The organism is Pseudarthrobacter sp. SL88, assembly GCF_026672455.1.
In the GTDB taxonomy this organism is placed as follows: Bacteria; Actinomycetota; Actinomycetes; order Actinomycetales; family Micrococcaceae; genus Arthrobacter.
Window position 1 is genome coordinate 2,360,126 of sequence record NZ_JAPPRD010000001.1, and the last position, 13,291, is coordinate 2,373,416.

Annotated in this window: 13 protein-coding genes; 5 read left to right on the forward strand and 8 right to left on the reverse strand. The window is 67.0% G+C overall.

The window, feature by feature from the left end:
• Nucleotides 1-8 precede the first annotated feature (8 nt).
• The 4 genes from OVA06_RS10745 to OVA06_RS10760 are packed head-to-tail and all read left to right on the forward strand — an operon-like array spanning nt 9 to nt 4,261.
• Nucleotides 9-668 (forward strand): GntR family transcriptional regulator, encoded by a 660-nt coding sequence (locus tag OVA06_RS10745; RefSeq protein ID WP_268158185.1) that lies wholly within the window; start codon nt 9-11, stop codon nt 666-668.
• Entirely contained in the window at nt 661-2,181 is a 1,521-nt protein-coding gene (locus tag OVA06_RS10750) for an MmgE/PrpD family protein (protein ID WP_268158187.1), read from the forward strand. Before OVA06_RS10745 ends, OVA06_RS10750 begins: the two co-directional genes overlap by 8 nt.
• Nucleotides 2,181-3,086: a methylisocitrate lyase gene (prpB, locus tag OVA06_RS10755; protein ID WP_268158189.1), complete on the forward strand. Its 906-nt coding sequence runs from the start codon at nt 2,181-2,183 to the stop codon at nt 3,084-3,086. The genes OVA06_RS10750 and prpB overlap by 1 nt, the downstream gene beginning before the upstream one ends.
• A 35-nt stretch (nt 3,087-3,121) precedes the next feature.
• Nucleotides 3,122-4,261, forward strand: a complete 1,140-nt coding sequence (locus OVA06_RS10760; protein ID WP_268158191.1) for a bifunctional 2-methylcitrate synthase/citrate synthase — start codon at nt 3,122-3,124, stop codon at nt 4,259-4,261.
• Between the two features lie 93 nt (nt 4,262-4,354).
• Here OVA06_RS10760 and OVA06_RS10765 read toward each other — a convergent pair whose 3' ends face one another.
• Nucleotides 4,355-4,837, reverse strand: a complete 483-nt coding sequence (locus OVA06_RS10765) for an 8-oxo-dGTP diphosphatase (RefSeq protein ID WP_056077670.1) — start codon at nt 4,835-4,837, stop codon at nt 4,355-4,357.
• Nucleotides 4,838-4,928: 91 nt separating this feature from the next.
• On the opposite strand from OVA06_RS10765, the gene OVA06_RS10770 reads away from it, so the two are divergent.
• Nucleotides 4,929-5,630, forward strand: a complete 702-nt coding sequence (locus OVA06_RS10770; RefSeq protein WP_268158193.1) for a hypothetical protein — start codon at nt 4,929-4,931, stop codon at nt 5,628-5,630.
• Nucleotides 5,631-5,703: 73 nt separating this feature from the next.
• On the opposite strand, the gene xerD is transcribed toward OVA06_RS10770, so the two are convergent.
• The 7 genes from xerD to OVA06_RS10805 all read right to left on the reverse strand — a co-directional run bounded on the left by xerD (nt 5,704) and on the right by OVA06_RS10805 (nt 13,290).
• Nucleotides 5,704-6,804, reverse strand: coding sequence for a site-specific tyrosine recombinase XerD (xerD, locus tag OVA06_RS10775; protein ID WP_268158195.1), 1,101 nt, complete (start codon nt 6,802-6,804; stop codon nt 5,704-5,706).
• Nucleotides 6,804-7,466 (reverse strand): NUDIX domain-containing protein, encoded by a 663-nt coding sequence (locus OVA06_RS10780; RefSeq protein WP_056077677.1) that lies wholly within the window; start codon nt 7,464-7,466, stop codon nt 6,804-6,806. The genes xerD and OVA06_RS10780 overlap by 1 nt, the downstream gene beginning before the upstream one ends.
• A gap of 25 nt (nt 7,467-7,491) precedes the next feature.
• Nucleotides 7,492-9,255, reverse strand: coding sequence for a CTP synthase (locus OVA06_RS10785; protein ID WP_268158198.1), 1,764 nt, complete (start codon nt 9,253-9,255; stop codon nt 7,492-7,494).
• A 125-nt stretch (nt 9,256-9,380) separates the two neighbouring features.
• Nucleotides 9,381-11,120, reverse strand: coding sequence for a DNA repair protein RecN (recN, locus tag OVA06_RS10790; RefSeq protein WP_268158200.1), 1,740 nt, complete (start codon nt 11,118-11,120; stop codon nt 9,381-9,383).
• A gap of 4 nt (nt 11,121-11,124) precedes the next feature.
• On the reverse strand, nt 11,125-12,150 hold the full coding sequence (locus tag OVA06_RS10795) for an NAD kinase (RefSeq protein ID WP_268158202.1): 1,026 nt from the start codon (nt 12,148-12,150) through the stop codon (nt 11,125-11,127).
• 13 nt (nt 12,151-12,163) lie between these two features.
• Nucleotides 12,164-12,979: a TlyA family RNA methyltransferase gene (locus OVA06_RS10800; RefSeq protein ID WP_268158205.1), complete on the reverse strand. Its 816-nt coding sequence runs from the start codon at nt 12,977-12,979 to the stop codon at nt 12,164-12,166.
• The gene (locus OVA06_RS10805; RefSeq protein WP_268158207.1) at nt 12,979-13,290 is read right to left on the reverse strand and encodes a hypothetical protein; all 312 of its coding nucleotides are present in this window, start codon (nt 13,288-13,290) and stop codon (nt 12,979-12,981) included. The genes OVA06_RS10800 and OVA06_RS10805 overlap by 1 nt, the downstream gene beginning before the upstream one ends.
• Between the last annotated feature and the right edge of the window lies 1 nt (nt 13,291).

Here is a 13,291-nt window from a genome sequence, read left to right on the forward strand (position 1 = left end):
AGTTACCGATGCGCGCCAGCGACAGGGCCTACGCCGCCCTCCGGGACGACATCACGGAATGGCGGCTGCTTCCCGGCACGGTCCTGGGCGAAGTCGAGCAGTCCGAACGCCTCGGCGTCTCGCGCACACCGCTGCGGGAAGCGCTGGGCCGGCTTACCGCGGAAGGGCTGACGACGACGGCAGGCGGCCGCGGCGTCGTCGTCACCGACGTTTCGCTCGACGACATCGACGAACTGTTCGAACTCCGCGAAACGCTGGAATGCAAGGCTGCCGCGTTGGCAGCAGAGCGTGGAGATGCTGCCGTCTTCCTCCAACTGCAGAAGGAACTCCTTGAGGCGCCGGGACTCATTGACGGCAGCGACCCGGGGCGGCACGCGTATTACGGCCTGGCAGGGCGCCTCGACGCCGCCATCGATGATGCGGTGGCCAATGCCTACCTCATCCAGGCTATGCGGGCTCTTAGGGTGCATCTGGTCCGGGTCCGCCGGCTTGCTGCCGACGACACGGAGCGGCTCACCGCTGCGGCAGCTGAACATGCTGCCATCGCGGAAGCTATTGCTTCCCACAACCCCCGCCTGGCTGAAGCAGCCACCACACTCCATCTCCACCGCAGCCTGACGCACGTCAAAAATACGCACACACCTCATCACAGGGAGAACCATGGTTAAGCAACACCACGTCCGCGTCTACAAGAGCGAAGAGAACCTGGCCCGGGAAGAGCAACTGGCCCACAAGATCGCCGCTGTGGCCGCCGATCCCGTGGAGGTGGTGCCGGAAGTGACCGAAATGGTCATCAACCGCATCATCGATAACGCTTCCGTGGCCATCGCATCGCTGAACCGGGCGCCGATCGTCGCCGCCCGCGCGCAAGCCCTCACCCATGCGCCAAGCACCGGCGGCAAGGGTGCCAAGGTGTTTGGCATCGGCGAGCGCGTCTCCCCCGAGTGGGCTGCCTGGGCCAATGGCGTGGCCGTCCGCGAACTCGACTACCACGACACGTTCCTGGCCGCGGACTACTCCCACCCCGGTGACAACATACCGCCCATCCTGGCCGTCGCGCAGCACACGGGTTCCAGCGGAGCCGACCTGATCCGCGGCATCGCCACCGGCTACGAGATCCAGGTGAACCTGGTGAAGGCAATCTGCCTGCACAAGCACAAGATCGACCATGTGGCCCACCTCGGCCCCTCGGCAGCGGCCGGAATCGGCACCCTGCTGGGCCTCGACGTCGAAACCATCTTCCAGTCAGTAGGCCAGGCACTGCACACCACCACCGCCACCCGCCAATCCCGCAAGGGCGAGATTTCCACGTGGAAAGCCCATGCACCCGCATTCGCCGGGAAAATGGCAGTCGAGGCGGCAGACCGTGCCATGCGCGGACAGACCTCCCCGGTGCCGATCTACGAAGGCGAAGACGGCGTGATCGCGTGGATGCTGGACGGGCCGGACGCCTCCTACGAAGTTCCCCTCCCCACTCCGGGTGAGGCCAAGCGCGCCATCCTGGATACCTACACCAAGGAGCACTCGGCTGAGTACCAGGCGCAGGCCTGGATCGACCTGGCCCGCAAGCTGCACCGCGAACACCCCGAGGTCACCGATCCCGCCAACGTGGCGTCGGTCCTGATCAGGACCAGCCACCACACGCACTACGTGATCGGCTCCGGCGCCAACGACCCCCAGAAGTACAGCCCCACCGCCAGCCGGGAAACCCTTGACCACTCCATCCCCTACATCTTCACCGTGGCGCTCCAGGACGGTTCCTGGCACCATGTGGACTCCTACGCCCCGGAACGCGCTGCCCGGCCGGACACCGTGGAACTGTGGCAGAAGGTCACCACTGAGGAAGACCCGGAGTGGACCCGCCGCTACCACTCCCTGGACATCAGCGAGAAAGCCTTCGGCGGGTCCGTGGAGATCACGCTCACGGACGGCACCGTCATCACCGACCAGATTGCCGTGGCCGACGCCCACCCGCTGGGTGCACGGCCGTTCGCCCGCGAGCAGTACGTCAACAAGTTCCGCACCCTCGCGGCCGGGCTCGTGGAGCAGGCCGAGATCGAAAGGTTCCTCGCCGCCGTCGAACGCCTCCCGGAACTCGCCCCGGGCGAACTGGACCAGCTGAACATCACTGCCGCCCCCGGCGTCATCGACCTCGGCGCGGCACCGAAGGGACTGTTCTGATGCTGTATTCGAAGACCACCCCGGAACAGAAGCGGGCCGCACTGCGTGGGATGCTCGCCTCCGGCACCATCCAGCAGTTCCCGGGAGCGTTCAACCCCCTGTCGGCACGGCTGATTGAGGAGAAGGGCTTCGCGGGCGTCTACATCTCCGGCGCCGTCCTCGCCAACGACCTTGGCCTGCCCGACATCGGGCTGACCACCCTCACCGAAGTGGCCACCCGCGCGGGGCAGATTGCCCGCATGACCGACCTGCCCGCCATCGTGGACGCTGACACCGGCTTCGGCGAACCCATGAACGTCGCCCGCAGCATCCAGGAACTCGAAAACGCCGGCCTGGCCGGCTGCCACATCGAAGACCAGTTCAACCCCAAAAGGTGCGGCCACCTGGACGGCAAGAACGTGGTGGACCTGGACACCGCCGCGAAACGCATCCGGGCCGCCGCCGACGCCCGGCGCGACCCCAACTTCCTCATCATGGCCCGTACCGACATCCGTGCGGTGGAAGGGCTCGAAGCTGCCCAGGACCGCGCCCGCGCACTGGTGGAGGCCGGTGCCGACGCCATCTTCCCGGAGGCCATGAAGGACCTGTCCGAGTTCCAGGCCATCCGGGACGCGGTGGATGTGCCGATCCTCGCCAACATGACCGAGTTCGGCAAGAGCGACCTGTTTACGGTGGAACAGCTGCAGTCGGTGGGCGTGAACATGGTGATCTACCCGGTCACCCTGCTGCGCATTGCCATGGGAGCTGCAGAGCGTACGCTGGAAACGATCAAGGCAACAGGATCACAGGAAGCACAGGTGGAGAACATGCTCACCCGTGCTCGTCTCTATGACCTCGTGGACTACGAGGCGTATAGCCGCTTCGATACCGGCGTTTTCAACTTCCAGATTCCCGGCGTCCGGTAGGACCCGGGATCCCCGCAAGAACGAAGGAGTTCAACATGGCAGCTGCTGATATCAAAAAGGGCCTTGCCGGCGTCGTGGTGGACTACACCGCGGTCTCCAAGGTCAACCCGGACACGAACTCCCTGCTGTACCGCGGCTACCCCGTCCAGGAACTGGCCGCCAGGTGCAGCTTCGAGGAAGTCGCCTACCTGCTGTGGAACGGTGAACTGCCTGACGAAGGACAGCTGGCGGAGTTCACGGCAAGGGAGCGCGCCGGGCGCGCGCTTGACCCGGTAGTCAAGCAGGTCATCGACGCTTTGCCGGCCACGTCCCACCCGATGGATGTCTGCAGGACAGCGACCTCCGTGATGGGCGCCCGCCACCGGCTGGCCGAGGACTCGTCGCGCGAGGCCAACATGGCCAAAGCCGTGGACCTGTTCGCCGCCATGCCGGCTGTAGTGGCGTACGACCAGCGCCGCCGCCACGGCCTGGACCTCGTGGAACCGCGTGAGGACCTGGGCTATTCGGCGAATTTCCTGTGGATGACCTTCGGCGAGGAACAGGTGCCCGAGGTAGTGGAGGCCTTCAACGTCTCGATGATTCTCTACGCCGAGCACTCCTTCAACGCCTCAACCTTCACTGCACGCGTCATCACCTCTACGCTGTCCGATCTGCACTCCGCGGTCACAGGAGCCATTGGAGCCCTGAAGGGACCGCTGCACGGTGGGGCCAACGAGGCCGTGATGAACACCTTCGACGAGATCGGCATTCGACAGGAGGAATCCCTCGAAGAGGCGGCAGCCCGGGCGAAGGCCTGGATGGAGGATGCCCTGGCGAAAAAGAAGAAAGTCATGGGCTTTGGCCACCGCGTCTACAAACACGGCGACTCCCGGGTGCCCACCATGAAAGCCGCCCTGGACAAGATGATTGCCCACTACGGGCGCCCCGAACTGCTGGGACTGTACAACGGCCTGGAAACGGCAATGGATGAGGCCAAGTCCATCAAGCCGAACCTCGACTATCCGGCCGGGCCCACCTACCACCTGATGGGCTTCGATACCGCCACCTTCACGCCACTCTTCGTGGCCAGCCGCATCACCGGCTGGACAGCACACATCATGGAGCAGCTGGACTCCAACTCGCTGATCCGTCCGCTGAGTGAGTACAACGGCGCCGAGGAGCGGCACCTGCCCTAGCCCTTCGGCAGGACGTACGACGGCGGTGCGGCACCCGGGTGCCGCACCGCCGTCGGCCGTTAAGCCTTCGGAAGGTTTGGTAGGGCCTGCAGATTAGGGAAGGACACTGCGGGAGGACGCGACGGATTCGTTGTCGGCGTCCATGGTGACCACGACATTGACCGTACCGCCTTCCAGCACCACGGGAAGCCAGTGGTCAGCGTCCTGCCACATCCGGTCCACCGGCAGGGTATCCACCCGGAACCACTCGGGCAGGATCTCGTCGCTGGGCTGCGGGTCACCGGTCCAGGTGCGTGCCGTGAAAAGGGTGGTCTTCATGTCCCACTCCGGCCTGGCGGGAAACACGAAGTGCACGGCTCCCGCATCCGCGAGGTCCCGCTGCTGCAGCACCACCCCCGTTTCCTCCCGGACTTCCCGGATAACGGCCTGGACGCTGGTCTCCCCCGCCTCGACGTGCCCGCCGATGCCCACGATCTTGCCCCTGCCGAAGCCGGTCTGTTTCAGGCCCAGGAGCACTTGCGGGCCGTCGGCACCGTCGCGGAGCAGGAAGCAGAGGGTCACATCGGCTGCGGTCATTTTCCCAGCCTAGCGGGGCCCTCCTGGCGGCCAGCCCGCGGCACGTGGACTGCCGCCGCATGGCGGCCGGGGCGTTGCTACAGTGAGGCCCATGAGCATGGCCGGAGAGGAACATCCCGCCCCCGCCCGCAAGGCCCCCGCCCTGCACGGCGGCGGTGCCCGGTTGCCCGATTGGCTGGTCCGGAATCCGCTGCACGCCGGATGGCTGTGGACCGGTTCGTGGGTGCTGCTGATCGTTGCCGACGAACTCGTGGACCTTGCAGGCTGGACCTGGTACGTCTTCGTGGGGACGGCGGCCCTTCCCACCCTGGGCTGCACGGTGGCGGTACTGAACGCAACCCCGCGCCGTTACCTCCGTCCGGCCAAGGAGTCCGTGCTCTCGCACTTCTTTGTCCGGTTCCTGGCACTGACGGCCGCGTTCCTGGTGTGGGGCGTCTCGGTGGTGGCCAGCGCATCGATTTCCACCACCGTGCAGGCGCTGGCCGGGGACTCGGAGCGCGCCGTCACGTCCCTGGGCCTCAACCTCCTGGTAGCTGCTGTCCCGCTGGTGGTCACCATCCTGTGGATGGCCCTGATCATCCGGTGCGCCTGGTTCCTACGCCGCCTCCGGGGCTGGCGCCAGGCGCCCGAAGGCATGCGGCTTCCCAAGAAGTTCCTGCGGGGATCCCCCCGTGCCAGGCGGGTGGTGGTGGGCCTCGCCCACCCGGGCCTGCTCCTGGTAGCCGGCCTGGGCACCTCCATCCTGGCCCTGTTCCTGGGCGCCGTGGAGCTCACGCTCAACGTGATGGAATGAACCTGTTCCCGCCGGAGAGTTTCCGCCGGGCTCGGGCCCGCTCCGCACCGGGTCAGTCAGTGCGGCGGGTCCATCAGCCCAGGGCCCTGGGATGCGCGGCTGCGTAAACCTCGCGGAGCGTATCGGCCGTCACCAGCGTGTACACCTGGGTGGTGGTCACCGAGGCGTGGCCAAGGAGCTCCTGGACCACCCGCACGTCCGCGCCGCCTTCGAGGAGGTGGGTGGCGAAGGAGTGCCTGAGCGTGTGCGGGGAAACGTCGCGGGTGATGTTGGCCTTTTCGGCTGCCACCTTCAGGATGGTCCAGGCGCTCTGGCGGCTGATCCTGCCGCCGCGGGCGTTGAGGAACAGCGCCGGCGTCCCCTTGCCCTTGGCGGCCAGCAGCGGCCGGCCGCGCACGAGGTACGCTTCCAATGCCCTGGCGCCGTACGATCCCAGGGGCACCAGCCGCTCCTTGGAGCCCTTTCCGAAAAGGCGGACGATGGCCGGTCCCTGTTCCTTGTTTCCGGCTGCCAGTGAAATATCGTCAACGTCCAGCCCCACGGCTTCGCTGATCCTTGCACCCGTGGAGTAGAGGAATTCCAGCAGTGCCCGGTCCCGCAGGCCCGTGGCCGTGTCGGTTCCTGCCGCCTCCAGGATCCTGGTGACCTCGTCCACGGTGATGGCCTTGGGCAGCCGCTTGCCGGCCATGGGCGGGTGGACTTCGCTGGCCGGGTCCGACGCCGTATGCCCTTCCAGGGCCCAGAACTTATGCAGGCCCCGGACAGCCACCACGGTCCTGGCGGCGGACCGCACTCCGAGCGCCGAACCGCCGTCGGACCCGTCAGAGAGGGCGCGCACGAAACCCGTCACGTGCTGCCGGGTGATGTCCGTGGGCTGCTGGCACCCGGCGCCGGCCAGGTATCGGGAGTAGCGGGCAAGGTCCCTGCGGTAGGCAGCGAGGGTGTTGGCAGCCAGGCCACGTTCAACGCCCATGTGCTGCAGGTAGTCCGTGACCCCACGGTCGATCCTCGTGGGTTCGGCGGCAGCTTTCCCAGGTTCCGCTGCAGGAGCCGCTTCGACGGCTGGTGCTGTTTGGAACTGAGGTGCTTCGGGTCCTGGTGCTTTGGACTCCGGCGTTGTGGTCACCGTGGTTTCCGCCGGCGGTGCCATCCCGGCGGACGGACCCGGCCCCATCAGCGCTGGCTGGGGTGGGCGGGCCAGGGTGCGTCGGCGGGGCGGAGCCCGGCATACCCGTCGGCCCGGGCGGCCGCTGCTGCGAGGATCCCGACGACGGCCGATGGGTTGTGCAGCCGGCCGGCCAGGACGGACGCCACGGCCTCGTCCAGGCTGATCCAATGGAATTCGATCTCGGCTTCCTCGTCCGTCCGCTCGTGCCGATCGGCATGCGGTACTTCGGTGAGGTCCCGGGCCAGGTAGATGCGAATGGCTTCGCTGGAAGATCCGGGTGAGTTGAATACGTCTGCCAGGACGTTCCAGGTAGCAGCGGCGAGGTCCGCTTCCTCGGCGAGCTCACGGGCGGCGCCCACCACAAAGTCTTCGCCTTCAACGTCCAGCAGGCCTGCCGGGACTTCCCACAGGTCCATTCCCACGGGGTGCCGGTACTGCTTCAGCAGCAGGATTTCGCCCTGTGCGTTCATGGGCAGGACAGCGACGGCACCGGGGTGGTCGATGTAGTCGCGGGTGAGGGCGTCACCGGTGTCCTGGAGCTGGAAGGTGTCGCTGACGACGTCCCAGATCCGGCCCTCGTAAACCTTCTCAGACGACAAAAGACGGCGTGGGCTCGGTGCATCCGAAACCTGCCTGGCTGCAGGGGTGGTTTCAGGTGTACCGGGCATCACGCCGTCCTTTGTTCTGTTGGCTCTACTTAGCCGCTACCGTACCGGACTCCGGAGCACCGGCAGTCACGGCAGCGGCCGTGTCGGCGTTGCCGCCCTGGTGGTCCAGGGCCGCCCTGACCAGTCCGGAGAACAGCGGATGCGGGCGGGTGGGGCGCGAACTCAGTTCCGGGTGCGCCTGGGTGGCCACGTAGTACGGGTGGACCTCGGCCGGAAGTTCGACGAACTCCACGAGCTTGCCGTCCGGGGACGTACCGGAGAAGACGAGTCCCTCGGCGGCGATCTGGTCGCGGTATTTGTTGTTGACCTCGTAGCGGTGGCGGTGCCGTTCGCTGACGGTGGTCGTGCCGTAGGTTTCGGCAATGACCGAGCCTTCATCGAGCTTGGCCTCATACAGGCCCAGGCGCATGGTGCCGCCCAGGTCACCGCCGCCCTCGACGAACTCCAGCTGCTCTTCCATGGTGGCGATGACCGGGTACTTGGAGTCCGGCTCAAACTCGCTGGAGGATGCACCTTCCAGGCCGACGACGTTGCGGGCGTACTCGATGACCATGCACTGCAGGCCGAGGCACAGGCCGAGCACCGGGAGCTTGGTCTCGCGGGCGAACTTCAGGGCGCCCAGCTTGCCTTCGAGGCCGCGGATCCCGAAGCCGCCCGGGACGCAGATGGCGTCGACGCCGTCGAGTGCCTTGACCGCGCCCTCACGGGTTTCGCACTCGTCCGAGGGGACCCAACGGATCTTGACCTTGGTTTCGTTGGCAAAGCCGCCGGCGCGCAGGGCTTCGGTGACTGACAGGTAGGCGTCCGGCAGGTCGATGTACTTGCCCACGAGGGCGATCTCGACGTGGTGCCGCGGGTTGTGCACGGCTTCGAGCAGACGGTCCCAGCTGGTCCAGTCCACATCCTTGAACGGCAGGTCCAGGGCACGGACGATGTAGGAGTCCAGGCCTTGGGTGTGCAGGGTCTTGGGGATGTCGTAGATGCTGGGGGCATCCGGGCAGCCGATGACGGCTTCGAGGTCAACGTCGCACATCCTGCCGATCTTGGCGCGCATGGCTTCGGGAATTTCGCGGTCCGACCGGATCACGATGGCTTCGGGCTGGATACCGATGGAACGCAGTGCCGCCACGGAGTGCTGCGTGGGCTTGGTCTTCAGTTCCTGGGACGGTCCGATGTACGGGACCAGGGACACGTGGACGAAGAAGACATTGCCGCGGCCCACGTCCTGGCGGACCTGGCGGGCCGATTCGAGGAACGGCTGGGATTCGATATCGCCAACGGTGCCGCCGATTTCGGTGATGATGACGTCCGGAGCGTTCTTGCCCTCGGCAGGCAGGCGCATCCGCCGCTTGATTTCGTCAGTGATGTGCGGAATGACCTGGACGGTGTCGCCGAGGTACTCGCCGCGGCGTTCCTTGGCGATGACCGTTGAGTACACCTGTCCGGTGGTGACGTTCGCCGAACCCTCGAGGTTCTCGTCGAGGAACCGCTCGTAGTGCCCGATGTCCAGGTCCGTCTCGGCGCCGTCGTCGGTGACGAAGACCTCGCCGTGCTGGAAGGGGTTCATCGTGCCCGGATCCACATTCAGATAGGGATCGAGCTTCTGCATTGTCACAGACAGGCCGCGCGCCCGCAGCAGGTGGCCGAGGCTCGATGCCGTCAGCCCCTTACCCAGCGAGGACGCCACACCACCGGTCACGAAGATGTGCTTGGTCGTCTTGGATGAGCCCGGGAACCGGGAATTTACACGGGAATTTGATCGCTGCACCACGGAATTCGAGCCTATCATCAATTGAGCCTTCCACGGATCGTCCGGACTGTTCCCCAAATGCTCCAGTGTGCAGTCCCGCGACCTTCCGGGCAAGGGCCCAAGGCCCTGGCCCGGCCACAAAGCCAGCAGGCGCGAAAGTCCCCTCAGCCGCGCTGCGGCAGGAGTTTGGCGTCGTCAAGCAGCTCCTGGGCGTGTGCCTGGGCGGATTCGGAGTCCTCCTGGCCGGCCAGCATCCGGGCCAGTTCCCGGACCCGTTCGGTCCCGTCGAGGAGGCGCACATCACTGGACGTGAACCCGGTGGCGGTGCCGCCGTCGGCCCCGCGGACTGAGGTCTTGGTCACGGTGATGTGCTGGTCTGCGAACGCCGCCACCTGCGGCAGGTGGGTTACCACCAGCACCTGGACGTGGCGGGCGAGCATGGCGAGGCGGCGGCCGATCTCAACGGCGGCGCGTCCGCCCACACCGGCGTCCACCTCGTCGAAGACAAACGTGGGAACGGGGTCCACCGCGGCGAGCACCACCTCGATGGCCAGCATCACGCGCGAAAGCTCACCGCCCGATGCGCCCTTGCCCAGGGGCCGGGCGGGGGCACCGGAATGCGGCTGGAGCAGGAACGCAATGTCGTCGGCCCCGTGCGGTCCCAGCTGCCCCGTCGGCTCAAGGTTGATCACCAGTGTGGCATCCGCCATGGCCAGTGCCTTGAGTTCGGCGCTGACCCGCGCTGACAGGTCCTTGGCAGCCTTGGCACGGATCTTGCTGATGGTGGCCGCCTGCTTGGTCAGGTCCGCCTCCGCACGTGCCACCTCGGCGTCCAGGGACTCAATCCGCGAGGAATCGTCCTGCAGTTCGTCGTGGCGGGCCCTGGCCTTCTCCGCCCACTCCAGCACTTCGTCGATGGTGGGCGCGTACTTGCGCACCAGCTTGGCCAGGGCACCGCGCCGGTCCTCGATCTCGGCAAGCCGCTCAGGGCCTTCCGTGTCGAGTCCCGCCTGGTAGCTGGCCAGGTCCGTAGCGATGTCGTTGAGCAGGAAGCCCACTTCCGCCAGCCGGGCCGCGGCCGATCCGAGCTCAGCGTCGTGCTCAGCCACCTGCTCGAGCGTGCGCTTGGCCGCATCCACCAGGGTGGTGGCATCGCCCGCTTCGCCGAAGTCCTCCGCGATCAGGGCCTGGTGCGCGGTGCTGGCGGCGATCCGCAACTCCTCGACGTTGGCCAGTTTCACGGCCTCCGCCTTCAGCTGCCCGTCCTCCCCCGGCTGCGGATCCACCTCATCGATCTCCGCCAGGGCGGTCTGCAGGGACTCGGCTTCGCGGAGCCTGTCCCGGGCGGCGCTGCGCAGGCTGTCCAGCTCCGCCTGGCTGGCCTTCCAGTGGCTGTAAAGCTCCTGGTAGGCGTTGAGCGTCCCGCCCAGCGTTTCACCGGCAAACTTGTCCAGCGCACCACGTTGGGCTGCTGCGCCCTTGAGCCGGATCTGGTCGGTCTGTCCGTGGACCACCACCAGCGTTTCGCCGATTTCGGCCAGGACGCCGACGGGGGCCGCGCGGCCGCCCAGGAAAGCGCGGCTGCGTCCATCGGCACCGAGGCGGCGCGCCAGGATCAGTTCCGCGCCGCCGTCGAACTCTTCAGTTTCGGCGCCCGCCTCAAGCGCGCGGACCACGGCGGGGTGGCCGGCGTCGAGCTTCAGGACCGCTTCCGCGGTGGCACTTTTTGCGCCGCTTCGGACGGCACCGGCGTCCGAGCGTGCCCCGAGCAGCAGGCCGACGGCGGTGACCACCATCGTCTTGCCGGCACCGGTTTCACCGGTCACCACGCTGAGGCCGGGGCCCAGCGGCAGGGTTGCGTCGGTAATGACGCCAAGATCGCGGATTCTCAGTTCTTCAAGCATGCATTCACTCCGCAGTCGACGGATCAGGTTCAGTATCCGGCCGGTCCGCCTGCGGCACCTGCAGCGGCTGCTTGGGCCGGGGCGTGCGGACTACGGGAATCGGCCCCGTATGGACCGCGCTGGCCTTGGGCACGGGCCCCCGCCAGCCGTGGATGGGCAGCTCGAACTTACGGACCAGCCGGGCCGAGAAGGGCGTCTGGTGCGTGCGGGCCAAGCGCACAGGGGTTGCGGATTTGGTGACTTCCACCCGGGCGCCCGGTGGAAGGTCCACGGACCGGCGGCCGTCACACCACAGGACACCCTGGGCCTCCGTGCGGCCCAGGACCTCCACCGCAAGCTTTGACCGGGGCGAAACCACCAGGGGTTTGGCAAACAGGGCATGGGCGCTGATGGGGACGATGACCAGTGCTTCCACCTCCGGCCAGACCACCGGGCCGCCGGCAGAGAACGCATAGGCGGTGGACCCCGTGGGAGTGGCCATCACGATCCCGTCCGAGCCGAACGAGGTCAGCGGGCGTTCGTCCACTTCCGTGACCACCTCAAGCATCCGCTCCCGGTTGGCCTTCTCGATGGCGGCCTCGTTCAGTGCCCAGGTGTGCCAGATTTTCTTGCCCCGGACCCATACCTGGACATCGATGGTCATCCGCTCTTCCACGGTGTAGTCGCGGCTTGCGATCCATTCCACCGTTTGGGCCAGGTCGGCACGCTCACTCTCGGCAAGGAAGCCCACATGGCCGAGATTGACACCCAGCAGCGGAACGTTCACCTCGCGGACCAGCTCGGCCGCGCGCAGGATGGTGCCGTCGCCGCCGAGGACCATCACCAGTTCCACTTCCGGCAGCCGCACATGGTCGTGGAGGACTTCGACGGGCTGGGCCAGGTGCCCGAAGAACCGCTCCATGTCATCCAGTTCGGACTCCTGCATGACGGGGACAATGCCCGAGGCATGCAGGAGCGCACAGGCCTCCCAGGCGGCCTTCAGCGATTCCTCGCGGCCGGTATGGGCAAGGACCAGTACACGCCTGCTCATCAGGTTCCGCTCTCTAGTGGTTCGGCCAGATTTGTCCGAGCAAAGCAGCAGCTGCCGCCTCCCGCTCTTCGATCTTAGGCAAGTCTTGGGTGATCCTGCGTCTTATCCACAGGAAGTATTCGACGTTTCCGTCCTGGCCAGGCAGCGGACTCACCGCCAGCCCGTGCAGGTCCAGTCCGGCGTCGAGCGCTGCCATGGCCACCTTGTGCACCGCGAGCCGCCGTTCCCGTTCCGAGGTGACCACGCCGGTCCGGCCCAGGCGGTCCTTGCCGATTTCGAACTGGGGCTTGACCATGAGCACCAGGTCGCCGCCCGGTTCCGTGCAACCGGCCAGGGCCTGCACCACCAGGGTGAGGGAGATGAAGGAGAGGTCCGCGACGGTCAGGGCGGCCTGGCCGCCGATGTCACCCGGAACCATGTACCTGACATTCATGCCCTCGTGGACGGAGACGCGCGGATCGCTGCGGAGGTGGGGCACCAGTTGGCCGTGCCCGACGTCGACAGCCACCACGTGTGCCGCGCCGCGCCGGAGCAGGACGTCGGTGAAGCCGCCGGTGGACGCGCCGGCGTCCAGGCACCGATTTCCCTGGGCCGTAATGCCCGGGAAGGCGTCGAGGGCGCCGGCCAGTTTGTGGCCGGCGCGGCTGGCGTAGGTGTCCTGATCGTCATGTTCGACGGCCAGATCCCGGTCCTCGTCAACCTGCAGTGACGCTTTGACGAGGACTTTGCCGTCGGAGCTGACCTTGCCTTCGGCGATGAGGGTTGCGGCATGCGTCCGGGACCTGGCGAGGCCCCGGGCCACCAGGGCCTGGTCGAGGCGTACCGGCATCAGGCTCCGCCGTCCGCCGGGCCGGACACCCGGGTTCCCGGCGCCTGCGGCCCGGGAGTCCGGGTTGCGGGGTCCCGGGGATCAAGGTCCCGGGGTTCAAGGTCCTGGGGCTTGGCGTTCAGGGCATCCAGCAACTCATCATGAAGCCTGGCGTAGGCCTCTTCGTGCTCTTCAACGGGAGTGGCCGGCAGGGTTTCCAAGACTGTCAGGGCTTGGGCCACCACGGCGTCAGGGATCGCGGCGGCGTCCAGCCCGGGCCATTCCCGCGACGGCTGGGCTGATGATTCTTCAGGTCCGGTCAGCTCAGTCATT

Excerpts from the sequence above, each read along its gene's own strand:
- OVA06_RS10765 (WP_056077670.1), bottom strand. The coding sequence starts at position 4,837 with ATGACCGCAGCCGATGTGACCCTCTGCTTCCTGCTCCGCGACGGTGCC.
- OVA06_RS10785 (WP_268158198.1), bottom strand. The coding sequence starts at position 9,255 with ATGATAGGCTCGAATTCCGTGGTGCAGCGATCAAATTCCCGTGTAAAT.
- OVA06_RS10780 (WP_056077677.1), bottom strand. The coding sequence starts at position 7,466 with ATGCCCGGTACACCTGAAACCACCCCTGCAGCCAGGCAGGTTTCGGAT.
- OVA06_RS10805 (WP_268158207.1), bottom strand. The coding sequence starts at position 13,290 with ATGACTGAGCTGACCGGACCTGAAGAATCATCAGCCCAGCCGTCGCGG.
- prpB (WP_268158189.1), top strand. The coding sequence starts at position 2,181 with ATGCTGTATTCGAAGACCACCCCGGAACAGAAGCGGGCCGCACTGCGT.
- OVA06_RS10770 (WP_268158193.1), top strand. The coding sequence starts at position 4,929 with ATGAGCATGGCCGGAGAGGAACATCCCGCCCCCGCCCGCAAGGCCCCC.
- OVA06_RS10800 (WP_268158205.1), bottom strand. The coding sequence starts at position 12,979 with ATGCCGGTACGCCTCGACCAGGCCCTGGTGGCCCGGGGCCTCGCCAGG.
- xerD (WP_268158195.1), bottom strand. The coding sequence starts at position 6,804 with ATGGGGCCGGGTCCGTCCGCCGGGATGGCACCGCCGGCGGAAACCACG.
- OVA06_RS10760 (WP_268158191.1), top strand. The coding sequence starts at position 3,122 with ATGGCAGCTGCTGATATCAAAAAGGGCCTTGCCGGCGTCGTGGTGGAC.
- OVA06_RS10795 (WP_268158202.1), bottom strand. The coding sequence starts at position 12,150 with ATGAGCAGGCGTGTACTGGTCCTTGCCCATACCGGCCGCGAGGAATCG.
- OVA06_RS10745 (WP_268158185.1), top strand. The coding sequence starts at position 9 with ATGCGCGCCAGCGACAGGGCCTACGCCGCCCTCCGGGACGACATCACG.
- OVA06_RS10750 (WP_268158187.1), top strand. The coding sequence starts at position 661 with ATGGTTAAGCAACACCACGTCCGCGTCTACAAGAGCGAAGAGAACCTG.
- recN (WP_268158200.1), bottom strand. The coding sequence starts at position 11,120 with ATGCTTGAAGAACTGAGAATCCGCGATCTTGGCGTCATTACCGACGCA.